Below are 23,866 nucleotides of genomic sequence, written 5' to 3'. Positions count from 1 at the left end.
CCGGGCCTTCGCATGTCCGGGCTGCCCCTGCGGGAGGGGGAAATCCCTACCAGCGCCGTCCGGCTGCCGCGACACCCAGAAGCTGGGTGCGGGTGCGTGTCAGCTCCGTCAGCAGCCGGTGTTCCCGTGCCGTGTTCTTGTCCGGATCCCGGCCGTTCACCAGCTGCTGCCGGGTCAGGGCAAGGTTCGTAGCCTCGCGGATGAACGAGCGCATATAGGTCTTGGCACCGAAGGCTCCTGCCCAGTTCAGGGCCTGCCGGCGGCCTCCCGGAGTGGAGAGCAGGTCCACCTCCGCGGGGGTGAACCAGCCGCCGGCCGCGTATTCTCCGAGCCGCTGCCCGGTGAGCCGCCGCTCCTGCCGCCGAAGCCACGTCACCCCGCCCACCGCGAGGGCGAAGAGCGGTACCTGCAGCAGGAAGTAGAAGACGAAGAAGTCATCCGCCACCAGCGCCATCCCGCCGTTCCAGAACATGTGGCCGGCCACCGCCGCGGCGAGCCCGGCGGCGAATCCTCCCACGATGCGCCCGGCACCGGGCCGAGCGACGGCGATGCCGAGGCCCAGCCCAATGGCGGCCGTGAAGAGCACGTGCGCGAAGGGCGACAGGAGCCCGCGCAGCACAAAGACGAAACCCAGCTGCAGCCCCACTCCGCCGGCTTCGAACAGCGCAGCACTGAAGTACAGGATGTTCTCCGTGAACGCGAAGCCGGCGCCGACGACGCCGGCATAGACAATCCCGTCCAGGGGACCGTCAAAGTGGCTGCGGCGCACGAACACCAGCATCAGGACTCCGAGCCCTTTGGCGGTTTCTTCCACCAGCGGGGCCTGGATCACCGTGGTCAGCACGTCTGCGGGCGTCAGCGGCAGCAGCATGACGAGGACCTCGTTGACCGTGCTGCCCAGCAGGAGGGTAATGGCCACAGAAACGCCGGCGCCCCACAGGAAAGCAAAGATGAGGGCTCCGCGGGGCTCGGGCTCCCACCGGTCAATCCAGTGCAGGCCCAGCAGGCAGATGCCCAGGGGGATCAGCGCCAGGATCCCGCACAGGATGAACGCCTCGCTTCCCAGGGCCGCGAAGAGGAACAGTCCCACCAGGACCAGCACTATCCCGGCTGCCGCGATCAGCAGGATGTTCAGCACTCCGGAACCGCCGCGCCCCGCGGCGGGAACGCTGAGTCCGGGCAGCGGTTCGGAGGGCTGCCCGGGCGGAGTGGCAGGACCGTTGCCGGGCATCAGGGTCATGGGCGGGTGCCTGTCATGGACCCAAGAATATACGCGTGAGCTGCTGTGATAGTTTTGAGAAGCATTCAACCTTTAAGTCCGTCCTGTGAGGCGGGGAAGGAGGAAGCAGAATATGGATCTTCGTGATTCCCGGCAGGCGCAGCTGCCTGCCCGCACCGTTCTGACTTCAGCTGATATTGACCGTGTACTGACACGCATCGCCTACGAGATCCTTGAGGCAAACAAGGGCGGCACCGACCTGGTGCTGATGGGCATTCCCCGCCGCGGTTATCCACTGGCCCGCCGGCTCGCCGCCAAGATTGCGGCCGCGGATCCCACCGTCCACGCAGAGGCCATCACCGGACAGCTTGACGTCACTATGTTCCGTGACGACCTGGCACACCAGCCCACCCGGCCCCCGTATCCCACGCAGCTTCCGCCCAGCGGGATTGACGGCAAAGTGGTGGTCCTGGTGGACGACGTCCTCTACTCCGGCCGTACCATCCGTGCAGCACTCGACGCTCTGATCGACCTCGGCCGTCCCCGCGCCGTCCGCCTGGCCGTCCTCGTGGACCGCGGACACCGCGAGCTGCCCATCCGCGCGGACCACGTTGGCAAGAACCTGCCCACCGCCGCCGTGGAAAAGGTCCGGGTGAGGCTGGCAGAGACCGACTCGCCGGCACTGGACGAAGTCGTGATCGAAGGCACTGCATGAAACACCTGCTCTCCACCCTGGACCTCTCCTACCAGGACGCCATCTCCATCCTGGACACTGCGGAGGCCATGGCGGCTGTGGGGGAGCGGGAAGTCAAGAAGCTTCCCGCCCTTCGCGGCCGCACAGTGGTCAACCTCTTCTTCGAGGACTCAACCCGCACCCGCATCTCCTTCGAAGCCGCCGCCAAACGGCTCTCCGCGGACGTCATCAACTTCTCCGCCAAGGGATCATCGGTCTCCAAGGGCGAGTCACTGAAGGACACCGCCCAGACGCTGGCGGCCATCGGTGCCGATGCCGTGGTGATCCGCCACGGAGCCTCGGGCGCCCCGGCGCGCCTGGCCAACTCGGGCTGGATCGACGCGGCTGTCCTCAACGCCGGCGACGGCACCCATGAGCATCCCACCCAGGCGCTGCTGGACGCGTTCACCATGCGGCGGCACTGGGCTCAGCTGCACGGGGTTCCTTCCGCCGGTACGGACCTCAAGGGCATGCACGTGGCGATCGTGGGAGACATCCTGCACTCCCGTGTGGCCCGCTCCGACCTCTGGCTGCTGAAGACCCTCGGCGCGGAAGTAACGCTGGTGGCACCGCCCACGCTGCTGCCCTTCGGCGTCGAATCCTGGCCCTGCAAGGTCAGCTATTCCCTGGATGAAACGCTGGAAACCAAGCCGGACGCCGTCATGATGCTCCGTGTCCAGGCAGAACGCATGCATTCCGCGTTCTTTCCCACGGTGCGGGAATACTCACGCCGCTACGGGTTCGACGACGTCCGGCTGGACCGCCTGGACACCCTTGGCATGGACAACACGATCCTGCTGCACCCCGGCCCGATGAACCGCGGCCTCGAAATCTCCTCTCGGGCCGCCGACTCGCCGCGCGCCACCGTCCTGGCCCAGGTCAGCAACGGTGTCTCCGTCCGCATGGCCGCCCTCTACCTGCTGCTCTCCGGTGAAAGCAGCTCCCAGCGCACACCACAGGAAGTATCTGCCCAGTGACTACAGCAATCCCCGCCAAGCCCGCCCCCGCGGATTCCCCGAAGCTTTCTTCCACCGGAACGTACCTGCTCCGCGGCGCCTCGCTGCTGGGCAAGGAACAGGCCGACCTGCTGATCCGGGACGGCGTCATCGCCGCCGTGGGCCAGGGACTCGACGCGCCCGAAGGCGCACTGACCATCGACGCCCACGGCCTGGTGGCGCTGCCCGGCATGGTGGACCTGCACACCCACCTCCGCGAACCCGGACGGGAGGACGCCGAGACGGTAGAGACCGGAACCCGGGCAGCGGCCCTGGGGGGTTTCACCGCCGTCCACGCCATGGCCAACTCCAATCCGGTGGCGGACACCGCCGGCGTCGTGGAACAGGTCTACAGCCTGGGCCTGAAGTCCGGCTGGGTGGACGTGCGCCCGGTGGGCGCCGTCACCGTGGGCCTGCAGGGCGAGCGGCTGGCCGAGCTTGGTGCCATGGCCGACTCGCGTGCCCGTGTCCGGGTGTTCTCCGACGACGGCATGTGCGTCCATGACCCGGTGCTGATGCGCCGCGCGCTCGAATACGTCAAGGCGTTCGACGGCGTCGTGGCCCAGCACGCACAGGAACCCCGTATGACCGACGGGGCGCAGATGCACGAGGGTGAAGTCAGCGCAGTCCTGGGCCTGCCCGGATGGCCCGCCGTGGCCGAGGAATCAATCATTGCCCGCGACGTGCTCTTGGCCCAGCACACCGGCTCACGGCTGCATGTGTGCCACGTGTCTACCGCCGGGTCCGTGGAGATTATCCGATGGGCCAAGGAGCGCGGCATCAACGTGACCGCCGAGGTCACCCCGCACCACCTGCTGCTCACCGACGAGGCCGTCCGCAGCTACGACCCCGTGTACAAGGTGAACCCGCCGCTGCGCACGGAATCCGACGTCGAGGCCCTGCGCCGCGGGCTTGCCGACGGCACCATCGACATCGTCGGCACCGACCACGCACCGCACCCCAGCGAGCACAAGGAATGCGAGTGGGCGCAGGCTGCGATGGGCATGACCGGACTTGAAACGGCGCTGTCCGTGGTGCAGGCAACCATGATCGAAACCGGACTGATGGACTGGGAAGGCTTCGCACGGGTGACTTCTGCCACTCCGGCCAGGATCGGACGCGTAGCAACACAGGGAAGGCCGCTGGAAACCGGTGAACCGGCAAACGTCATATTGGTAGACCCGGCTGCGCGGCGCACCGTGGACCCCCATAAGATGGCAACCATGGGCAAGAACAGTCCTTATGCAGGGCTGGAACTGCCCGGAATGGTCCGTGCCGCTTTCTTCGCCGGCCACCCCACCGTCCTGGACGGAGCACTAAACGGCCCCCGTGCCGCAGCAGCAGAGGAGACTCCATGGATTGGCTGATCTTCCTCGTCGCGGTCCTGGCCGCCGCCGCCATTGTGCTCACCCTGTTCGCCGTCGGCTGGCGGGGACGCCGCCAGCGCCAGGCGGACATTCCCCGGCCCCGGCCGCTTCCCGAAGACCTGGAGCTGCCCCGGTTCGAGGCTGACGGACAATACGTCGCCACCACTACCGCCGGCGACTGGCTGGACCGCCTTGCGGTCTACGGCATGGGCGTCAAGTCAGTGGCGACCGCCGCGGTCTTCGACGAAGGCCTGCTGTTCGCACGCAAGGGCGCACCGGATGTCTGGATCCCGCGGGAAGACCTGCGCGATGTGCGCCTGGAACGCGGGATGGCAGGAAAATTCGTGGAGAAGGAGGGCCTGGTCATGGTGACCTGGCAGCTCGGACCCAAGCGGGTCGACACCGGGTTCCGCACCCGGGCGGCCGACCACAAGAACCCCCTGGTTTCGGCGATCAAGGCGCTGGGCCCGGAATCAGCAACATCTAGCGAGGAACAACTGTGACAGTGAACCAAACCCCCGCCCCGAGAACAGCTGTCCTCATGCTGGAGGACGGCCGCAGTTTCCGCGGCCGCAGCTACGGAGCCACCGGCACCGCACTGGGAGAGGCTGTCTTCGCCACCGGCATGACCGGCTACCAGGAGACCATTACTGACCCCTCCTACGCCCGGCAGCTGGTTGTCCAGACGGCACCGCACATCGGCAACACCGGCGTGAATACCGACGACGCCGAGTCCCGGCGCATCTGGGTTGCCGGCTACATTGTCCGCGACGCCGCCCGGAAGCCCTCGAACTGGCGCTCCGAGCGGACCCTGGACGAGGACCTCGCAGCCCAGGGCGTGGTTGGCATCTCCGGAGTCGACACCCGTGCCATCACCCGCCACCTGCGCGAGCGAGGTGCCATGAAGGCCGGCATCTTCTCCGGTGAGGCTGCCCTGCGCAGCGACGCCGAGCTGCTCGCTGAAGTCCGCGCGCAGGAGTCAATGGCCGGTTCCCGCCTTGCCGAGGAAGTGAGCATCGAGGCAAGCTACGTCGTCGAGCCCTCCGCGCACGGCTGGGACGGCGAGCCGCTCTTCACCGTGGCCGCCCTGGACCTTGGGATTAAGTCCATGACCCCGGTGCGCTTCGCCGAACGCGGGGTCCGCGTGCACGTGCTGCCCGCCTCGGCCACGCTGGAAGACGTGCGGGCCCTGAACCCTGACGGCGTCTTCATGTCCAACGGCCCCGGCGACCCCGCCACCGCCGACAACCAGGTGAAGCTGCTGCGTGACGTGCTGGACACCGGCACCCCGTTCTTCGGTATCTGCTTCGGCAACCAGATCCTGGGCCGCGCCCTCGGGTTCGGCACCTACAAGCTGCCCTACGGCCACCGCGGCATCAACCAGCCGGTCCTGGACCGCCGCACCGGCAAGGTTGAAATCACCTCCCAGAACCATGGCTTCGCCGTCGACGCACCGCTGGACGGTCCCGTCACCGCTCCCGAAGCGCGCTTCGGCACGGTGGAAGTGAGCCACATCAGCCTCAACGACAACGTGGTGGAAGGCCTCGCCTGCCTGGACATCCCCGCATTCTCGGTCCAGTACCACCCCGAAGCCGCTGCCGGCCCCCACGACTCCGCCTACCTCTTCGACCGCTTCGTCGACCTGATGGCCTCCAGCAAGAACAAGGAATCCCGCTAATGCCCCGCAGAACCGATCTCAAGTCCGTCCTGGTGATCGGCTCCGGCCCGATCGTCATCGGCCAGGCCGCCGAATTCGACTACTCCGGCACGCAGGCACTGCGCGTGCTGAAGGAGGAAGGCCTCCGGGTCATCCTGGTCAACTCCAACCCGGCAACGATCATGACCGACCCGGAGTTCGCCGACGCCACATACGTCGAGCCGATCACTCCGGAGGTGGTCGAGAAGATCATCGCCAAGGAACGCCCCGACGCCGTGCTGCCGACCCTGGGCGGCCAGACCGCGCTGAACACGGCGATCGCCCTGGACAAGAACGGCGTACTGGAGAAGTACAACGTCGAGCTGATCGGCGCCAACATCGAAGCCATCGAGCTCGGCGAAGACCGCGAGAAGTTCAAGGGCGTCGTCGAACGCTGCGGCGCCGAGTCCGCGAAGTCCATCATCGTGCACAGCATGGACGAGGCCTTCGCCGCTGCCGAGGAGCTCGGCTACCCGATGGTGGTCCGCCCGTCCTTCACCATGGGCGGGCTCGGTTCCGGCCTGGCCTACAACGCCGAGGACCTGCGCCGCATCGCTGGCGCGGGCATCCAGTACAGCCCCACCTCCGAGGTACTGCTCGAAGAGAGCATCCTGGGGTGGAAGGAATACGAACTTGAAATGATGCGGGACAAGAACGACAACGTGGTTGTTGTCTGTTCCATCGAGAACTTCGATCCCGTAGGCGTCCACACCGGCGACTCGATCACCGTGGCCCCGGCGATGACCCTGACGGACCGTGAGTACCAGAAGCTGCGGGACATCGCCATCGCCGTCATCCGCGAGGTTGGCGTTGACACCGGCGGCTGCAACATCCAGTTCGCCATTGAACCGGACACCGGCCGCGTCGTCGTCATTGAAATGAACCCGCGCGTCTCCCGCTCTTCGGCGCTGGCCTCCAAGGCAACCGGATTCGCGATCGCCAAGATCGCCACCAAGCTCTCCCTGGGCTACACGCTGGATGAGATCCCGAACGACATCACCAAGAAGACCCCGGCGTCCTTCGAGCCGACCCTGGACTACGTGGTGGTGAAGGTTCCCCGCTTCGCCTTCGAGAAGTTCCCGGCAGCGGATCCCACCCTGACCACCACCATGAAGTCCGTCGGCGAGGCCATGGCCATTGGCCGCAACTTCACCGAGGCGCTGCAGAAGGCCCTGCGCTCCCTGGAACAGAAGGGCTCGCAGCTCAGCTTCGACCCGGTGGATCCCGCGGATGTTCCGGCTCTCATCGAAGCCGCCAAACGGCCCACCACGGACCGCCTGGCCCAGGTGCAGCAGGCACTGCTGGGCGGCGCTACCGCCGAGCAGCTCTTCGAGGCCACCGGAATCGACCCCTGGTACCTGGACCAGCTCGAACTGATCAACGAGGTTGCCGAGGAAATCCGCGGCGCCGCCCAGATCAATGAGGACGTCCTGCGCCTGGCCAAGCGCCACGGCTTCTCCGACGCGCAGATCGGCCGGCTCACCAACCAGCCGGAGTCAGTGGTCCGCGGCGTGCGCCACGTCCTGGGTATCCGCCCGGTCTACAAGACGGTGGACACCTGCGCCGCGGAGTTCGCTGCGTACACCCCCTACCACTACTCCTCCTACGACGAGGAAGACGAGGTGGCGCAGCACGCCAAGCCGTCCGTGATCATCCTCGGCTCCGGGCCGAACCGCATCGGCCAGGGCATCGAGTTCGACTACTCCTGCGTGCACGCCACCATGGCGCTGCGCGAAGCCGGGCACGAGACCGTGATGATCAACTGCAACCCGGAGACCGTGTCCACTGACTACGACATCTCCGACCGCCTCTACTTCGAGCCGCTCACGCTCGAGGACGTGCTGGAAGTCATCCACGCCGAACAGCGCACCGGCGGTGTCCTGGGTGTCTTCGTCCAGCTCGGCGGCCAGACCCCGCTGAAGCTGGCACAGGAACTGGCCGACGCCGGCATTCCGATCCTGGGCACCTCGCCCGAGGCGATCGACCTGGCCGAGCACCGCGGCGCCTTCCAGCGCGTGCTGGACGAGGGCGGGCTGGTGGCCCCCAAGAACGGCACCGCCGTGTCCTTCGAGGACGCCAAGAAGATCGCCGACGAGATCGGCTACCCGGTCCTGGTCCGCCCCTCCTACGTGCTGGGCGGCCGCGGCATGGAAATCGTCTACGACGAGGCGAACCTGTCCCGCTACATCGCCAACGCCACGGAAATTACCCCGGACCACCCCGTCCTGGTTGACCGGTTCCTGGAAGACGCCATTGAAATCGACGTCGACGCGCTCTTCGACGGCACCGACCTGTACGTGGGCGGCATCATGGAGCACATCGAGGAGGCCGGCATCCACTCCGGCGACTCCGCCTGCGTGTTGCCTCCCATCACGCTGGGCACGGACGTCATTGGCCGCGTGGTCGAAGCGACCCGTGCCATCGCCTCCGGCGTGGGCGTGCGCGGCCTGATCAACATCCAGTTCGCCCTCGCCTCGGACGTGCTCTACGTGATCGAAGCCAACCCGCGTGCCTCCCGCACCGTACCGTTCGTTTCCAAGGCAACCGGCGTCCAGCTGGCCAAGGCCGCGGCGCTGATCGGCACCGGCACCACCATTGCCGAACTGCGTGCGGCCGGAAAGCTCAAGGCAGCCGGAGACGGCTCCTCGCTTCCGCTGGATGCGCCGGTGGCCGTGAAGGAAGCCGTGCTGCCGTTCAGCCGCTTCCGCACGCCCGAGGGCACCGTGGTGGATTCGCTCCTCGGCCCGGAAATGCGTTCCACCGGCGAAGTCATGGGCATCGACAAGTACTTCGACACCGCCTTTGCCAAGTCGCAGGCTGCCGCCAACTCGGCGCTGCCCACGGCCGGCAAGATCTTCGTCTCCGTCGCCAACCGGGACAAGCGCTCGATCATCATGCCGGTGAAGCTCATGAGCGACCTCGGCTTCGAGATCCTCTCCACCGGCGGCACGGCAGATGTCCTGCGCCGCAACGGCATCCAGGCCACCACCGTCCGCAAGGTCGCCGAAGGCACCGGACCCGACGGCGAAGGCACCGTGGTGGACCTGATCACCGCCGGTGACATCAACATGGTCATCAACACGCCCTCCGGTGGACAGGCCCGGGGCGACGGCTACGAAATCCGTGCTGCTGCCACCTCGATCGGCTGCCCGGTCATCACCACGGTGTCCGAGTTCACCGCCGCGGTACAGGCCATCGAAGCGATGCGCTCCTACGAATGGGACGTGTGCTCCCTCCAGGAGTACGCCGCGAAGCTCCAGGCTTCCAGCCTTGCCTGAGCACGGCACCGACGCTGCCCGCAGGCACGCACCCTTTGGTGCGCGCCTGCGGGCAGCGATGGACACGCGCGGCCCGCTGTGCGCCGGCATCGACCCCCATCCCGGCCTGCTGGCCGCCTGGGGACTGAACGACGACGCCGCCGGGCTCGAACGCTTCTCGCTGACCGTCCTGGAGGCGGTGGGGGAGCAGGCTGCTGCCGTCAAGCCGCAGGTGGCGCTCTTTGAACGCCACGGCTCCGCCGGCATGGCCGTGCTTGAACGGCTGCTGGCCGCCTGCACCGAGGCGGGCGTCCTCTCCATCGCTGATGCCAAGCGGGGAGACATCGGCTCCACCATGGCCGCCTATGCCGACGCCTGGCTGCGGGACGGATCGCCGCTGGCAGCGGACTCAGTCACCCTGAGCCCCTACCTGGGATATGAATCGCTGCGGCCCGCCCTGGACCTCGCTGCCGCGACCGGAAGGGGAGTCTTCGTCCTGGGACTGACCTCCAACCCGGAAGGCGCGTCGGTGCAGCACGTCGGCTCGGACCGCTCGGTGGCAGCCCGGATTGTCGATGCCGCTGCCGCCGAAAATGCAGGGGCGCGGACGCTGGGCTCCACCGGACTGGTAATCGGAGCAACTGTCGGTTCCGCCCTGGCTGACCTGCGCATCGACCTGGCCGCAGCCAACGCGCCCATCCTTGCCCCGGGCCTCGGGGCGCAGGGCGCAACGGGCGAAGACCTGCGGATCACCTTCGGTGCGGCCTACGCGAACGTACTGGCCACCTCCAGCCGGGACATCCTCAAGGCGGGCCCGGACCGCAGCGCACTGCGCGAAGCCGCCGCCCGCACGCTGGACGGCCTTCCGCAGCCATAGTGGAAACCGGTACGTCTTACGTACCGGTTTCCATTGCATTGCCCGCACAGTGCGGATAGGTTCGGACCCTAGCCCAAGAAACCGCAAAGCCGCCGGTCACAACCAGTTTGACGGGCGGTCAGTCTTCGCCCGGGAGAGCCAATTGAACCTCAAACCACTGACTGAAGCCGAGCGCACCAGGGCGCGGGAAAAGGCCACCGCCGCCCGCACGGTGCGGGCGGAGATCAAGTCCAAGATCAAATCCGGTGAACTCTCGGTCGAGGAGGTCATCGTCTCCCGCGCTTCCGAGGAAGCAGTGGGCCGGCTGAAGGTCGTAGACCTGCTGCGCGCACTGCCTGGTGTGGGGGAACGTCGCGCAGCTGGAATAATGGCTACCGTGGGCATTGCCCCCACCCGCCGGGTGAGGGGCCTTGGTGTCCACCAGCGCAAGGCGCTGATCGAATTACTGGAGTCCGACTAAGCCGGCCGCCCCAAGCGGCTGCGGCGGCGTCGGACCTGTTCCCTAAACAAGTGAGGTCTACGTGTCGCAACCGCGGCTGACAGTTCTGGCAGGTCCCACCGCCGTTGGTAAAGGCACGGTGTCCACCTACATCCGGGATAACTATCCCGAGGTCTGGCTCTCGGTGTCCGCCACCACCCGCGCCCCGCGCCCGGGCGAGGAAAACGGCGTGCACTACTTCTTCGTGACGGCCGAGGAGTTCGACGACCTGGTCTCCGAAGGCCAAATGCTCGAGTGGGCCGTGGTGCACGGACACAACCGGTACGGGACGCTGCGCCGCACAGTTGAGGCCGCCATGGCGGAAGGCCGGTCGGTCCTGCTGGAGATTGACCTGCAGGGCGCGCGGCAGGTCAAGGAATCAATGCCGGAAGCGAATTTCGTCTTCCTGGCACCGCCGTCCTGGGACGAAATGGTCCGCCGCCTGGTGGGCCGGGGCACGGAAACACCAGAAGAGCAGCAGCGGCGCCTGGAAACCGCTAAACTGGAACTTGCTGCCGAGCCCGAGTTCGATCACACTGTCATCAATGATGACGTTCAGCGGGCTGCAGCAGAGCTCGTTTCACTCATGGGGATCAGCCCTCGCCAACGCTGAGCTGCTGTTCTTGATCCGCACGAAAACTTTGGAGATCTTTTGTCTACCCAGCCTGAAGGCATCATCAACCCGCCGATCGACGACCTGCTGACGGCCGCTGATTCCAAGTACGCCCTGGTCATCTACGGCGCCAAGCGCGCCCGCCAGATCAACGCCTACTACTCCCAGCTGCACGAAGGCCTGTTCGAGTACGTTGGCCCGCTGGTGGAAACCAAGCTCAACGAAAAGCCGCTGTCCATCGCTCTGCGCGAGATCAACGACGGCATGCTGGTAGTCCGCGCCAACGAAACCGCCGAGTAAGGCACTGATCCACGGCTAGGAGGTAGGACAGGCGTGCGCATTGTCCTGGGGGTGGGCGGCGGTATTGCTGCCTACAAGGCAGCCTTGCTGCTGCGCCTGTTCACCGAAGCCGGCCACAGCGTCCAGGTGGTGCCCACCGAGGCTTCCACCCGGTTCGTGGGCATCGCCACCTGGGAAGCACTTTCCGGGCATCCCGTCAGCACCACGGTGTTCGACGCCGTGGATACCGTCAACCACGTCCGGCTCGGCCATGAAGCCGACCTGATCGTGGTGGCACCGGCCACCGCGGACCTGCTGGCCAGGGCCGCGGCCGGCCTGGCCTCCGACCTGCTCACCAACACGCTGCTGATGGCACGCGGACCGGTGTTCTTCGCCCCGGCCATGCATACCGAGATGTGGAACCATGCGGCCACGCAGGCCAACGTCGCCACCCTTCGCTCCCGCGGCGCCGTTGTCATGGACCCCGCTTCCGGCCGCCTGACCGGCAAGGACTCGGGCCCGGGACGGCTTCCGGAGCCGGAAGATATTTTTGCCGCCGCGCTGGCAGCGGCGGGACAAGCTCCCACCGGATCCGCGCCGGCAGCGGGCCTGCTCGCGGGCCGCCGGGTCACCGTCACCGCGGGAGGCACCCGGGAACCCCTGGATCCCGTTCGTTTCCTGGGCAACAGGTCATCCGGAAAGCAGGGTGCAGCCATCGCCGCCGCCGCCCTTGCCGAAGGGGCCCAGGTGCGGTTCATCGCGGCCCACCTTGAGGTTCCCCCGCCCCAGGGCGTTGACCTGGTGCAGGTTGAAACCGCCCTGGAACTTCGCGACGCCGTCCACGAGGCGGCGAAGTCCACGGATGTCCTGGTCATGTCCGCCGCCGTGGCGGATTTCCGGCCGGGAGAGAACGCAGACACCAAAATCAAGAAGCGCGACGACGGCGCGGATCCGGTAATCACGCTGGTGCGCAACCCGGACATCCTGGCTGAGACCGTGCAGAACCGCTCCGCTTCCGGATCCGGGCCCTCCCTGATTGTCGGTTTCGCCGCCGAAACAGGCGATGACAGCGGATCCGTCCTCGAATACGGCCGCCGCAAACTCGAGCGGAAGGGCTCCGACCTGCTGGTCCTCAACCAGGTGGGCCGTGCGCTGGTGTTTGGGCAGGACAGCACCGAGGTGAGGATTCTCTCACCGAAGGATGACCCGGCCGCCGAACCGCCTGCCCTCACCGGGAGCAAGGCAGAGATCGCCCGGCATCTCGTCCAGCGGATCGCCGCTGAACTGGCCGGCTCCCCGGCCCTGCACGCCACGTCCTGACCCAGGCGGGGACTGTCCCCGGAACGAAGTAGAGTAAACCCGTGACTTCCAGCAATACGACTGCCCCTGCCGAACCAAGTGCCCTGCGGCTGTTCACCTCCGAGTCGGTGACCGAAGGCCATCCGGACAAGATCTGTGACCAGATCAGTGACGCGATCCTCGACGGCCTGCTCAAGGCGGACCCCGAATCCCGCGTTGCCGTGGAGACGCTTGTGACCACCGGCCTGGTCCACGTTGCCGGCGAGGTTACCACCGAAGGCTATGTGGAAATCCCGCAGCTGGTCCGGGACACCATCCTGGACATCGGCTACGACTCCTCGGCCAACGGCTTCGACGGCGCACGCTGCGGTGTCTCCGTCTCGATCGGCCAGCAGTCACCGGAGATCGCTTCCCGCGTCTTCAACTCGGTGGAGAACCGTTCCGGCGATGCCGTGGACCCCTTGGACGCCCAGGGCGCCGGCGACCAGGGCATCATGTTCGGTTTCGCCAGCGATGAGACCAGTGTCCTGATGCCCACGCCCATCTGGCTGGCGCACCGGCTCTCTGAACGCCTGACCCAGGTGCGCAAGGACGGCACGCTGCCGTACCTGCGTCCGGACGGCAAGACCCAGGTCACCATTGGCTACGACGGCGACCGGCCGGTCTCCGTGGACTCCGTCGTCGTCTCCACCCAGCACGCTGCGGACCTGGACCAGGGCCAGCTGCACCGCGACATGGTTGAGTTCGTGGTCAATCCCGTGCTCGCCGGAGCCGAACTGGACACCTCCGGGGTGCGCCACATCATCAACCCGGGCGGTCCGTTTGTCATTGGCGGTCCCGTGGGCGATGCCGGCCTCACCGGCCGCAAGATCATTGTGGACACCTACGGCGGGTTCTCCCGCCACGGCGGGGGCGCCTTCTCCGGCAAGGACCCGAGCAAGGTGGACCGGTCCGCTGCCTACGCCATGCGCTGGGTTGCGAAGAACGTGGTGGCTGCCGGACTCGCACGCCGGGCCGAAATCCAGATTGCCTACGCCATTGGCATGGCCCGCCCGGTTGGCATCTACGTCGAGACGTTCGGCACGGAGACCGTAGACCCGATGCGCATCTCCCAGGCCATCAACGAGGTCTTCGACCTGCGTCCGCTGGGCATTATCAACGCACTGGACCTCAAGCGGCCCATCTACCAGAAGACTGCCGCCCACGGGCACTTCGGCCGCGAGGACGAAGGCTTTACCTGGGAACGCCTCGATAAGGTCGAGGAACTGCGCCGCTGGTTTAACGCCTAGCGCCATGGGGGAGCATCCGCCGCAGCGTGCGCCCCGGGAAGGGCACGCTCCAGCGGAGGAAGCCGTGCAGCTCTCCCTGCTGCACGGCTTTAGTCCGCCCGCAGCGCCGGTCGGGAAGTCCCAGCCGGCACCGGAGCTGCCCATCGCCCGGGTGCTGCTCGACTCCCCGCTGCCGCACCTGGACCGTCCCTTTGATTACCTGGTGCCAGCGGAGCTCAGCGATGCAGCGTCTCCGGGCGTGCGCGTCAAGGTCCGCTTCGGCGGGCAGGAACTCGCCGGTTTCCTGATTGAGCGGCTTGCATCGACGGATACGACCGCCCGGCTGGTGAACCTGGGCAAGGTGGTTTCACCGGTCCCCGTGCTTAGCCCCGAAGTCCTCGGCTTGGCCCAGTCAGTTGCGGCACGCTATGCCGGATCCGTCCACGACGTGCTGAGGGTGGCCGTTCCGCCGCGGGTAGCGCGCGTTGAAAAAGAGTTCGCAGGCCGGGTTCCCGGCGCCGGAGCCGGAACGGGATCCGCAGAAAAACCGGCAGACCGCTCCGGGACGTCCGAGGCTGTTCCCGAACCCACGCAATCGGAGCAAAACCCGTTCCGGCGGTACGCGCACGGCCCGCGTTTCCTGAGCCACCTCGCAGCCGGCCACAGTCCGCGGGCCGTGCTGAGTTCCCTCCGCGGCTACGGTCCCGACGCCTGGCCGCGTGAAATAGCTGCCGCAGTGGAGGCCACCGTGCTCTCCGGCCGTGGCGCCGTCGTAGTTGTACCGGACCAGAAGGACCTGGCGCGTGTGATGGACGCGTTGCAGGAGAGGGTGCCCGCGGACACCGCGGTGCGCCTGACCGGGGAGGACGGTCCCACCCCCAGGTACCGCAGTTTCCTGCAGCTGCTTTACGGCGACGCGTCCGTGGCGGTGGGCACCCGTTCCGCCGCCTACGCGCCGGTGGCAAACCTGGGCCTTGTCTGCATCTGGGATGACGCCGACGACCTGCATGCCGAGCAGCGCGCGCCGTACCAGCATGCCCGCGACGTCCTGCTGCTCCGGGCCGAGGCCGCGGGCGCGGGAATGCTCGTTGCTTCCCATACCCGAAGCACCGAAGCGCAGCGGCTGATCGAGTCCGGCTGGGCGGCTGCCCTGGATGCTGAGCGGGCCCTGGTGCGTGCCTCAACGGCACGGGTGATGAGTACGGGGGACACCTTCAACCTGGAGCGGGACCCGCTGGCCGCCCGGGCCAGGATTCCGCATGCGGCCTGGAAGGCCGCCCAGGACGGACTCAAGCGCGGCCCGGTGCTGGTGCAGGTGGCCCGGACGGGTTTCTCCCCGGCCCTGTCCTGCCAGGACTGCAGGGAGCCGGCCCGCTGCCGGCAGTGCCAGGGGCCGCTGGCGCAGTCCGGACGCAACTCGCCGCCCGCCTGCCGGTGGTGTGCCCGGCCGGAGCCGAGGTGGCACTGTCCGCACTGCGGAAGTTTCCGGCTGCGGGCGTCCACCGCAGGAGCGGGACGGACCGCCGAGGAGCTCGGCCGCGCCTTCCCGTCCGTGACAGTGGTGTCCTCGGCGGGAGACCATATCCGCGCAGAGGTGCCCGATGCACCCGCACTGGTAGTCGCCACTCCGGGCGCGGAACCCGTGGCGCCGTCGGGCTATGCCGCCGCGCTGCTGCTGGATGGGACCGCCATGCTCTCGCGGCAGTCACTGCGGGCACAGGAAGAAACCCTGCGCCGCTGGCTTACTGCAGCGGCCCTGGTCCGCCCGGCATCGGACGGGGGAGTGGTTGTGGTGACCGCTGACGACACCGCCACCGTGGGCCACCTGCTGCGCTGGGACCCGGCGGGAGCAGCCGAACGCGAACTCGCCCTCCGCCGGGAACTGGGGCTGCCGCCCGCCGTGCGCTACGCGGAGCTGACCGGTTCCCGCGACGGGCTGGACAGTTTCGTGTCCCGGCTCGGCCTGCCCGAAAGCGCCCGGATCGTGGGCCCTGCCCCGGTGGAAGAACCACCAGCTCACGGCGGAGAAACCACCCCGCGCTGGCGTACCCTCTGCTTCTTCCCCTACGGGGATGCGAACGTGATCACGCCGGCGATGCGGTCCGCCAAGGCGGCGCTTTCCGCACGGCGGACGGGTGATCCGGTGTACATTCGGGTTGACGCGCCGGACGGGCTGTAGTTCCGGTTAGGCCGCTTTTCCGGTGCCGGGGGAGTGTTCCACGGGTACCGTGCGCCGGCCGCTGCCGGGCCTGAGCGGCAGGTGCAGGCTCAGGACTCCGTTGGCGTAGTGCGGCGAGACTCCTGACGGATCAACGCTCCCACCCACCGCAATGCGGCGGAAAATAAGTCCGTCTTCCCTCTCACGCACGCTCCAGAGCGTTCCGCTGTCCATCCCGCGCAGGCTGCGGTGGGCCCGGATGAGAAGGAAGTCGCCGTCGAGCTCCACGGAGAGCGATCCGGGGTCTATCCCCGGGAGGTCTGCATTGAGGACAAGGAAACCGCCGTTCCGGTAGAGGTCTGCGGCGGTGCCGCCGCGCGCCTGGCTGCGGGCTTCCAATGCTGCTCTTTGCCGTTCGTGGTCCTGGGGCGGAACCCCCATGGGCATGATGATCATCTCCTGGCAGAAACACATTCCCGTGCTGCAATTCTAGAAGTGGTGCGCCCGGCATTCCGAATCCTCTACAGTGTGGCAATGGCCATAACCCCTGACACCAAGAACTGGACCTGGGTCCTGGACCGGACGTGCCCCGAGTGCGGTTTCACCGCCTCGGAAACCGAGTACGCGGACATTCCGCAGATGCTGCTGGAAAACGCGGAGGCCTGGCAGGACGTCCTGGACCGTTCGGACGCAGCGGTGCGGCCGGATGAGAGCACCTGGTCGCCGCTTGAATACGCGGCTCACGTCCGGGACTTGTGCAACGTGTACCGAATGCGCCTGCTCCTGATGGTGGATACCGACGGCGCGGAGTTCCCGGACTGGGACCAGGACGCCACTGCCGTCGCTGAACGTTACGGCGAGCAGGACCCGTCCCGGGTTGCCGCAGACCTCCTTGATGAAGCCCAGGCGACGGCGGACGCCTTTGCCGCCGTCGAGGACCAGGACCGCACACGCCGCGGTCTCCGCTCGGACGGCAGTACCTTCACCGTTGAGTCGCTGGCCCGGTACTTCATGCACGACGCCGCCCACCACCTGTGGGACGTCCGGCCCAGATAAGGCCCGGCCCGGATTAGGCGCCGCACTGCGTTCAGGCAGGCATGATAGACAGGTTGCTGATGTTTTGTCTGCGCCCTGCCACCGCGGGGCGCCCGAAAGGAGATCCATGTCGTATCCAGCAGCAAGCCGTGAAATCCAGCTGGCAAGCCGTCCCGAGGGGTGGCCTGCGGAAGAGAACTTCCGGCTCGCAGAAGCCGGTGTTCCCGCACTGGAGGATGGACAGGTCCTGGTGCGCAACACCCTCATGTCGGTGGATCCCTACATGCGCGGGCGAATGAATGACGCGAAGTCCTACGTTCCCCCGTTCCAGGTGGACGCCCCGCTCGAAGGCGGTGCGGTGGGTGAGGTCGTTGAGTCCCGCGCGGGCACCCACAAGCCCGGAGATACCGTCCTCCACAACCTCGGCTGGCGGGACTACGCTGTCCTGGACGCCAAACGGGCCCGAGTTATAGACACCACAATCGCACCGGCCAGCGCCTACCTGGGCGCCATGGGCCTGACGGGCCTCACGGCATGGGCCGGCCTCACCAAGGTGGCGGATTTCCGTGAAGGCGACGCGGTGTTCGTTTCAGGTGCTGCGGGGGCGGTCGGCTCCATGGCGGGGCAGATCGCCAAGGCACTCGGAGCGCAGCGGGTTATCGGCAGCGCGGGGTCGGACGAGAAAGTCCGCCGCCTGCGCGAGCTCGGCTTTGACGCCGCCTTCAACTACCACGACGGCCCGGTGAAGGAGCAGCTCAAGGAAGCCGCCGGCGCGGACGGAATCGACGTTTACTTCGACAACGTCGGCGGGGACCACCTGGAAGCCGCAATCTCCGTGTTGAACAAGTACGGGCGGGTAGCCATGTGCGGTGCCATCTCCGCCTACAACTCCACCGAGCCGCAGAGCGCTCCCCGAAACCTCTTCCAGGCCATCGGCAAGGAACTCACCCTCAAGGGCTTCATTGCCGGCAGCTACAACCAGTACGCCGGTGAATTCGCTTCCCTGATGGCGGGCTGGCTGCAGGACGGCAGTGTCCGCTACGACGAGACGTTCGTCGACGGGCTGGAGAACGCCCCGCAGGCCTTCATCGACCTGATGAAGGGCGCGAACACCGGAAAAATGATCGTCCGGCTGGCCTAGCGCTTCCTTCCGGTCCGGTCCGCGAATGCCTGGGAGGCCTCCGCCGCAGCGCCAAGAAGCTGCTGGGCGGAGGTCTCCCAGTCATATGCTGCGGCCCGGGCCAGTCCGGCCTCTGATGCTTCGCGCCAGCGCTCCGAATCCGAGAGGCTGCGCACCGCGTCGGCAAACCCCTCGGGGCTCTCAGGGTCCACCAGCACGGCAGCACCGCCGGAGACCTCACGGAAGATCGGTGTGTCTGCCGCGATCACCGGGGTGCCTGCCGCCATCGATTCGATGATCGGCAGGCCATAGCCCTCTGCCTTTGAGAGGGAGACCAGCGCGGTGGCACGCCTGAGCAGAGAGTCGTACTCGGCGTCGGAGACCCCATTGTGGAAGACCACCCGCGACGGGTCCGCGCACAGCGCCTCCAGTTCGCTGCGGCGGGCCGGGGAAATCCTGCTGAGCAGGTGCAGCGTGTAGCCGGGCAGGCCGTCCATGCCCCGGACGATCGTTTCCACGTTCTTGTACGGCATGAAGGAACCCATGTAGAGCAGGAACTTCTCCGGCGGCAGCGCTGCATCCCGGGGAACGGTGCCGGGCTGCGGGGCGTTTGACACCATCCGAACCGGGCGCCGCGTCAGCCGGTGCCTGGACATCAGCTCGCGCGTGGTGTCGGAGATGGTGGCAACGACGTCGGCACGGTTCAGCAGCAGGCGCTGGGGCCAGTAGGCCAGATGGTACAGCCGCCACAGCAGGCGCACCGGCAGCGGCAGGAAGCCCGGCGGAGTGGGGTTCTGGTAGTAGATCAGGTCATGCAGGGTCAGGACCAGCGGATACCGGCGTCCCCAGCTGCCCATGGTCTGCATGGGGCAGACGACGGCGTCGGCTCCCAGTTTGTTCACATGCCGCGCCACGAAGAGTTCGGCCGGGGAGAGCGGGGAGTTGATTTTGGTCCACGGGACCTGCGGCAGCAGTGCCAGCTGGCGTTCATCGCTGATCAGCATGCGGACATCCGCGTGGCGGGACACCGCCTCGATGAGGCTGGCTCCGTACCGGCTGATGCCGTCATGCTGGTCAGTGCGGGTGAAGCGGGCGTCAAAGACAATCCTCATGCGCTGCGATGCCTCCGGCCCAGGAAATCGGTGATGAGCGCCGCGGCTGTATCCGGCGCTTCGTAGTGCACCAGATGGCCCACCCCTTCAAGGATTTCAAGTTCCGAATCCGGCACCAGGGCCGCGAGCCGGCGCTGGGCCGGCACCGAGCCAATGTCATCCCGGTCAGCGGCGATCAGCAGCACCGGCATGCGCAGGTGGGGCGCAAAGTCCCGGACAGTCTCGGAAATGGACGACCGGAACGCGTCCAGCACCACCGTCCGTGAGGCGAAGGCGCTGAAATACGCATCATGCTGGCCATGGATCCAGCGCCGCAGGCCCGGGTTCCGGGTCTTGGCCATGAGCATGCTCATCCCGCGGACGATTCCCGGGTTGGCCAGCAGCGCCCGTCCGGGTTTCTCAGGCAGCCTGGCTGCGGCGAGGTAGTACAGTTCCGCAAGTTTGCTGGTGAAGCCCTTGGGGCCCTCAAGGGCCGGCTCGCTGATCGGGTTGATAAGGATGAGTTCGCTCAGAAGCTCCGGATGCGCTGCAGCCGTGCGCGCGGCAATGATGGAGCCGAACGAGTGGCCCAGCAGGACCGTGTCCGGTCCCAGGCCCATGACATCGAAGCCGGCGCGGACGAAATCCGCGTAGGCCGCGGCGTCGTGCGTTCCTGGAAGGGCGGCGCCCTGTCCGAACCCGGGCAGGTCCGGAAGGATCACCCGGTGGCCGGGCAGCGCCTCCACCAGCCGCAGCAGCCCATGATGGTCCCCGCGGAAGCCATGGACCATAAAGATGTCCGGGCCTGCGGTTTCCGGGTCCGCTGCGGGGAAGTCCCAAAAACGCTGGGGAGTTCCCTGCACGGCGACGGTTCGGACCGTAGCCCGGCGCTGGAACGGCGCCGGGGCACCGGATGCCGCGGCAGGGCGGCGCCGCAGCAGCATCAGTTCACCTCGCTGGGGTTTGACCCCGTACGGCGTCCGCTGTCCATACCGTCCAGCGCGGCCATCTGACCTGCGTCGAGTTCGAAGGAAAAGATGTCGAGGTTCTCCGCTATCCGCTCCTCGCTGCTGGCCTTGGGTATCACGGTGTGCCCGGACTGCACATGCCAGCGCAGCACTACCTGGGCAGGCGAGCGCCCTGTATCTGACGCGATCCGGCGCACCAGTGGATCTTCGAGAAGGGCTCCGCGCCCCAGCGGGCTCCAGGCGACGGTGCGGATGCCGTTGGCCTTCTGGAAGGCCCGCAGTTCACGCTGGGCCAGCCAGGGATGGAGTTCCACCTGGTTGACGGCAGGCACCACGGAGGTGCCGTCCAGCAATTCTTCGAGGTGTTCACGGTTGAAGTTGGAGACACCGATCGCCCGGATCCGGCCTTCGGCGTACAGCTTCTCGAGTGCCTTGTACGTCTCCACAAAGAGCCCCCGCTCCGGGCACGGCCAGTGGATCAGGTACAGGTCCAGGTAGTCGAACCCGAGTTTCTGCAGTGAAACGTCAAAGGCGCGCAGGGTGGACTCGTAGCCGTGGTCCGTGTTCCACACCTTGGACGTGACGAAGAGGTCCTCGCGGACCACGTGTCCCGCCTCCGTGAAGTTCCGGACAGCACGGCCGACTCCCTCTTCGTTTCCGTACAGTGCCGCGGTGTCGATGTGGCGGTAGCCGAGGGACAGGGCGGCACTGACCAGGGGCGCCGCGTCCTGCGCCGGAACCTTGTAGGTCCCATAGCCCGCCTGGTCCATGAGTACGCCGTTGTTCAAAGTCAGTTTTGGTGCCGGATCCATGGTGCAACTCTACCGAGGCGCACCCGACGTGCGCTCCTGCCGTGCCGCGTGTACCGTGAGGAGCCCGTAAAGGCCTGCTGACAAGCAGTTTCCCCCAAGCCATGGCGTTTCTGGAAAAAGCTTGATTGCATAGGGCCTTACAGTGCGCCGACAGGCTGCGGCAGGTGAAAATGCCCCGCTCCACGCCGGTGCCCGTGGCGGGACCTGCATCCCTGTTTACCCCCAACAAAATGGCACTACTAAAGGATCGGAGTAGTCGATGGTGACACTTGGAGAGGTTTTCGTCAGCGAAATGCTGGGTACAGCAGCGCTGATAGTCCTGGGCTGTGGTGTAGTTGCCAACGTTGCCCTGGGCAAGACCAAAGGCAATGGCGGCGGCTTCCTGATGGTCAACTGGGGATGGGGCCTCGGCGTATTCGCCGGTGTCTACCTCTCCGTGATGTCCGGCGCGCACATCAACCCCGCCGTGACGGTTGGCGTCATCACCGGCGGGGCGGAAGAATTCGTACCCGGTGTGGCAGTGACCATCGGATCCACCCTCACGTACTTCGGCGGGCAGATGCTTGGGGCCATCATTGGCGCCTTTGTCGCCTGGCTCGCCTACAAGAAGCAGTTCGACGATGAGCAGGATCCGGCCAACATCCTGGGTGTGTTCTCCACCGGTCCGGCCATCCGTTCCTACGGCTGGAACGTTGTCACCGAGGTAGTGGGCACCTTCATGCTCGTGTTCGTGATTGTCGCCTTCGCCGGAACTCCTTCCGGGCTTGGGCCGCTGGCCGTCGCCCTGCTGGTTGTCGGCATTGGCGCCTCCCTCGGCGGACCCACCGGGTACGCCATCAACCCGGCCCGTGACCTCGGCCCCCGCATTGTCCACGCCCTGCTGCCCATCCGGAACAAGGGCAACAGCGACTGGGCGTACTCCTGGGTTCCGGTTGTTGGCCCTCTGCTCGGCGGGGCGCTGGGCGGCTGGGCCGGCGGTATCATCCCGCTCCCGGAAATCATCTAGCAGTTCCACGTCCGCAAGCCCCAAGACCTCAAAGGAGAGACCCACGTGACCGACAGCAAGCAGCAGTACGTGATCGCAATCGACCAGGGCACCACCAGCAGCCGGGCCATAGTCTTCGACCACGACGGCAAGATCGTTTCAACCGGGCAGAAGGAACACGAGCAGATTTTCCCGCGGGCCGGCTGGGTGGAGCACGATCCGATGGAGATCTGGACCAACGTCCGCGAGGTTGTTGGCACCGCACTGTCCAAGGCAAACCTGACGCGGCATGACATCGCCGCCGTCGGCATCACCAATCAGCGCGAGACCGCAGTGGTGTGGGACCGGAACACCGGCAAACCGATCTACAACGCCATTGTCTGGCAGGACACCCGCACCCAGCCGATCGTGGACGAGCTGGCCAAGGACGGCGGCCTGGAGCGGTTCAAGGACAAGGTGGGACTGCCGCTGGCCACCTACTTCTCCGGAACCAAGATCAAGTGGATCCTGGACAACGTGGAAGGCGCGCGCGAAAAGGCGGAAAACGGCGACCTCAAGTTCGGCAACACGGACTCATGGGTGACCTGGAACCTGACCGGCGGTACGGACGGCGGCGCGCACATCACCGACGTCTCCAACGCTTCCCGGACCATGTTCATGGACCTGGACACCCTCACCTGGGACCAGTCGATCCTGGATGTCTTTGGTGTCCCCGCGTCGATGCTGCCGGAGATCCGTTCCTCCTCCGAGGTCTACGGGACGGTCCACGGCTCGCAGCTGCTGCGCGAGACTCCCGTGGCCGGCATCCTGGGTGACCAGCAGGCCGCCACCTTCGGGCAGGCTGCGTTCGGAGTCGGCGACGCCAAGAACACCTACGGAACCGGCAACTTCCTTATCTTCAACACCGGTGAGGAAAAGGTCATGTCCGAGAACGGGCTGCTCACCACTGTAGCCTACAAGATTGGCGATGCCGCTCCCGTGTACGCCCTGGAAGGCTCCATCGCCGTCACCGGTTCGCTGGTGCAGTGGCTGCGGGACAACCTCGGCATCATCAACAGCGCCCCGGAAATCGAGGAGCTGGCCAGTGCCGTGGAAGACAACGGCGGCGTGTACATCGTCCCGGCGTTCTCCGGCCTATTCGCACCGCACTGGCGCTCCGATGCCCGCGGCGTGATCGTGGGCCTCACGCGGTTCGTGAACAAAAACCACATTGCCCGCGCCGCGCTCGAATCAACTGCCTTCCAGACCCGTGAAGTCCTGGACGCGGTGAACGCGGATTCCGGCGTTCCGCTCACGGAGCTGCGGGTTGACGGCGGCATGGTTGCCAATGATGCCCTCATGCAGTTCCAGGCGGACATCCTCGGCGTGGACGTGGTCCGTCCGGAGGTCGTGGAGACCACGGCCCTGGGTGCTGCCTACGCGGCGGGGCTCGCCGTCGGCTTCTGGAACTCCACGGACGAAGTGGCAGCCAACTGGAACGAGGGAAAGCGCTGGACCCCGAACATGGACCAGGCCGAGCGTGAGCGGCAGATGCGCCTCTGGAGCAAGGCCGTGACGCGCACCTTCGACTGGGTGGACGAGGACGTTCTGTAACCACGGCACCAAGCGTCCAAACC

At 66.7% G+C, this 23,866-nt stretch carries 22 protein-coding genes; 17 read left to right on the top strand and 5 right to left on the bottom strand.

The annotated features are described in order from the left end of the window. Window positions 1–46 precede the first annotated feature (46 nt). Complete coding sequence (locus GD628_RS09445; protein WP_152274527.1) at window positions 47–1,240, bottom strand: PrsW family intramembrane metalloprotease; 1,194 nt, start codon at window positions 1,238–1,240, stop codon at window positions 47–49. A 112-nt stretch (window positions 1,241–1,352) separates the two neighbouring features. Here GD628_RS09445 and pyrR point away from each other — a divergent pair, with 112 nt between their 5' ends. From pyrR to GD628_RS09380, 13 genes are all read left to right on the top strand, one after another. Further along, window positions 1,353–1,934, top strand: coding sequence for a bifunctional pyr operon transcriptional regulator/uracil phosphoribosyltransferase PyrR (gene pyrR / locus GD628_RS09440; RefSeq protein ID WP_091604583.1), 582 nt, complete (start codon window positions 1,353–1,355; stop codon window positions 1,932–1,934). Beyond that, window positions 1,931–2,929: an aspartate carbamoyltransferase catalytic subunit gene (locus tag GD628_RS09435; RefSeq protein ID WP_152274526.1), complete on the top strand. Its 999-nt coding sequence runs from the start codon at window positions 1,931–1,933 to the stop codon at window positions 2,927–2,929. The genes pyrR and GD628_RS09435 overlap by 4 nt, the downstream gene beginning before the upstream one ends. An 8-nt stretch (window positions 2,930–2,937) precedes the next feature. Then, the gene (locus GD628_RS09430; RefSeq protein ID WP_091605888.1) at window positions 2,938–4,314 is read left to right on the top strand and encodes a dihydroorotase; all 1,377 of its coding nucleotides are present in this window, start codon (window positions 2,938–2,940) and stop codon (window positions 4,312–4,314) included. Continuing rightward, window positions 4,302–4,817, top strand: a complete 516-nt coding sequence (locus tag GD628_RS09425; RefSeq protein ID WP_091604589.1) for a PH-like domain-containing protein — start codon at window positions 4,302–4,304, stop codon at window positions 4,815–4,817. Before GD628_RS09430 ends, GD628_RS09425 begins: the two co-directional genes overlap by 13 nt. A 38-nt stretch (window positions 4,818–4,855) precedes the next feature. Further along, window positions 4,856–5,992 (top strand): glutamine-hydrolyzing carbamoyl-phosphate synthase small subunit, encoded by a 1,137-nt coding sequence (carA, locus tag GD628_RS09420; protein ID WP_152274613.1) that lies wholly within the window; start codon window positions 4,856–4,858, stop codon window positions 5,990–5,992. After that, a complete protein-coding gene (carB, locus tag GD628_RS09415) occupies window positions 5,992–9,288 on the top strand; it encodes a carbamoyl-phosphate synthase large subunit (RefSeq protein WP_091604595.1) in 3,297 nt (1,098 codons plus the stop codon). Before carA ends, carB begins: the two co-directional genes overlap by 1 nt. Beyond that, complete coding sequence (gene pyrF, locus GD628_RS09410) at window positions 9,281–10,144, top strand: orotidine-5'-phosphate decarboxylase (RefSeq protein WP_152274525.1); 864 nt, start codon at window positions 9,281–9,283, stop codon at window positions 10,142–10,144. The genes carB and pyrF overlap by 8 nt, the downstream gene beginning before the upstream one ends. A 142-nt stretch (window positions 10,145–10,286) precedes the next feature. Next, complete coding sequence (gene mihF, locus GD628_RS09405) at window positions 10,287–10,604, top strand: integration host factor, actinobacterial type (protein ID WP_091604601.1); 318 nt, start codon at window positions 10,287–10,289, stop codon at window positions 10,602–10,604. A 61-nt stretch (window positions 10,605–10,665) separates the two neighbouring features. Further along, on the top strand, window positions 10,666–11,235 hold the full coding sequence (gene gmk, locus GD628_RS09400) for a guanylate kinase (RefSeq protein ID WP_152274524.1): 570 nt from the start codon (window positions 10,666–10,668) through the stop codon (window positions 11,233–11,235). A gap of 39 nt (window positions 11,236–11,274) precedes the next feature. Further along, complete coding sequence (rpoZ, locus tag GD628_RS09395) at window positions 11,275–11,535, top strand: DNA-directed RNA polymerase subunit omega (protein ID WP_055241005.1); 261 nt, start codon at window positions 11,275–11,277, stop codon at window positions 11,533–11,535. Window positions 11,536–11,568: 33 nt separating this feature from the next. Continuing rightward, window positions 11,569–12,834 (top strand): bifunctional phosphopantothenoylcysteine decarboxylase/phosphopantothenate--cysteine ligase CoaBC, encoded by a 1,266-nt coding sequence (gene coaBC / locus GD628_RS09390; RefSeq protein WP_152274523.1) that lies wholly within the window; start codon window positions 11,569–11,571, stop codon window positions 12,832–12,834. Between the two features lie 41 nt (window positions 12,835–12,875). Further along, window positions 12,876–14,102, top strand: a complete 1,227-nt coding sequence (gene metK / locus GD628_RS09385) for a methionine adenosyltransferase (RefSeq protein WP_152274522.1) — start codon at window positions 12,876–12,878, stop codon at window positions 14,100–14,102. 4 nt (window positions 14,103–14,106) lie between these two features. Next, window positions 14,107–16,260 carry a primosomal protein N' gene (locus GD628_RS09380; protein WP_152274521.1) on the top strand — a complete coding sequence of 718 codons (2,154 nt, stop codon included), beginning with the start codon at window positions 14,107–14,109 and terminating at the stop codon, window positions 16,258–16,260. A gap of 6 nt (window positions 16,261–16,266) precedes the next feature. Here the strand turns inward: GD628_RS09380 and GD628_RS09375 are convergent, their stop codons facing one another. Beyond that, a complete protein-coding gene (locus tag GD628_RS09375) occupies window positions 16,267–16,713 on the bottom strand; it encodes an Hsp20/alpha crystallin family protein (protein WP_152274520.1) in 447 nt (148 codons plus the stop codon). A gap of 60 nt (window positions 16,714–16,773) precedes the next feature. On the opposite strand from GD628_RS09375, the gene GD628_RS09370 reads away from it, so the two are divergent. After that, entirely contained in the window at window positions 16,774–17,295 is a 522-nt protein-coding gene (locus tag GD628_RS09370) for a DinB family protein (RefSeq protein ID WP_152274519.1), read from the top strand. 106 nt (window positions 17,296–17,401) lie between these two features. Beyond that, window positions 17,402–18,415 carry an NADP-dependent oxidoreductase gene (locus GD628_RS09365; RefSeq protein WP_152274518.1) on the top strand — a complete coding sequence of 338 codons (1,014 nt, stop codon included), beginning with the start codon at window positions 17,402–17,404 and terminating at the stop codon, window positions 18,413–18,415. On the opposite strand, the gene GD628_RS09360 is transcribed toward GD628_RS09365, so the two are convergent. The 3 genes from GD628_RS09360 to GD628_RS09350 are packed head-to-tail and all read right to left on the bottom strand — an operon-like array spanning window position 18,412 to window position 21,265. Then, complete coding sequence (locus tag GD628_RS09360; protein WP_091604624.1) at window positions 18,412–19,506, bottom strand: glycosyltransferase family 4 protein; 1,095 nt, start codon at window positions 19,504–19,506, stop codon at window positions 18,412–18,414. The two genes, GD628_RS09365 and GD628_RS09360, sit on opposite strands and share 4 nt — an antisense overlap. Then, window positions 19,503–20,429 (bottom strand): alpha/beta fold hydrolase, encoded by a 927-nt coding sequence (locus GD628_RS09355; RefSeq protein WP_152274517.1) that lies wholly within the window; start codon window positions 20,427–20,429, stop codon window positions 19,503–19,505. The genes GD628_RS09360 and GD628_RS09355 overlap by 4 nt, the downstream gene beginning before the upstream one ends. Then, window positions 20,429–21,265 (bottom strand): aldo/keto reductase, encoded by an 837-nt coding sequence (locus GD628_RS09350; protein WP_091604629.1) that lies wholly within the window; start codon window positions 21,263–21,265, stop codon window positions 20,429–20,431. Before GD628_RS09350 ends, GD628_RS09355 begins: the two co-directional genes overlap by 1 nt. Window positions 21,266–21,527: 262 nt before the next feature. Here GD628_RS09350 and GD628_RS09345 point away from each other — a divergent pair, with 262 nt between their 5' ends. After that, a complete protein-coding gene (locus GD628_RS09345) occupies window positions 21,528–22,271 on the top strand; it encodes an MIP/aquaporin family protein (protein ID WP_091605893.1) in 744 nt (247 codons plus the stop codon). Window positions 22,272–22,316: 45 nt separating this feature from the next. Next, a complete protein-coding gene (glpK, locus tag GD628_RS09340; protein WP_152274516.1) occupies window positions 22,317–23,843 on the top strand; it encodes a glycerol kinase GlpK in 1,527 nt (508 codons plus the stop codon). Window positions 23,844–23,866 lie beyond the last annotated feature (23 nt).

This window comes from Arthrobacter koreensis, from assembly GCF_009193255.1.
GTDB lineage: Bacteria > Actinomycetota > Actinomycetes > Actinomycetales > Micrococcaceae > Arthrobacter_B > Arthrobacter_B koreensis.
Note: the sequence above shows the minus strand (reverse complement) of the source record. Positions and strands in the feature narration are given on the sequence as shown.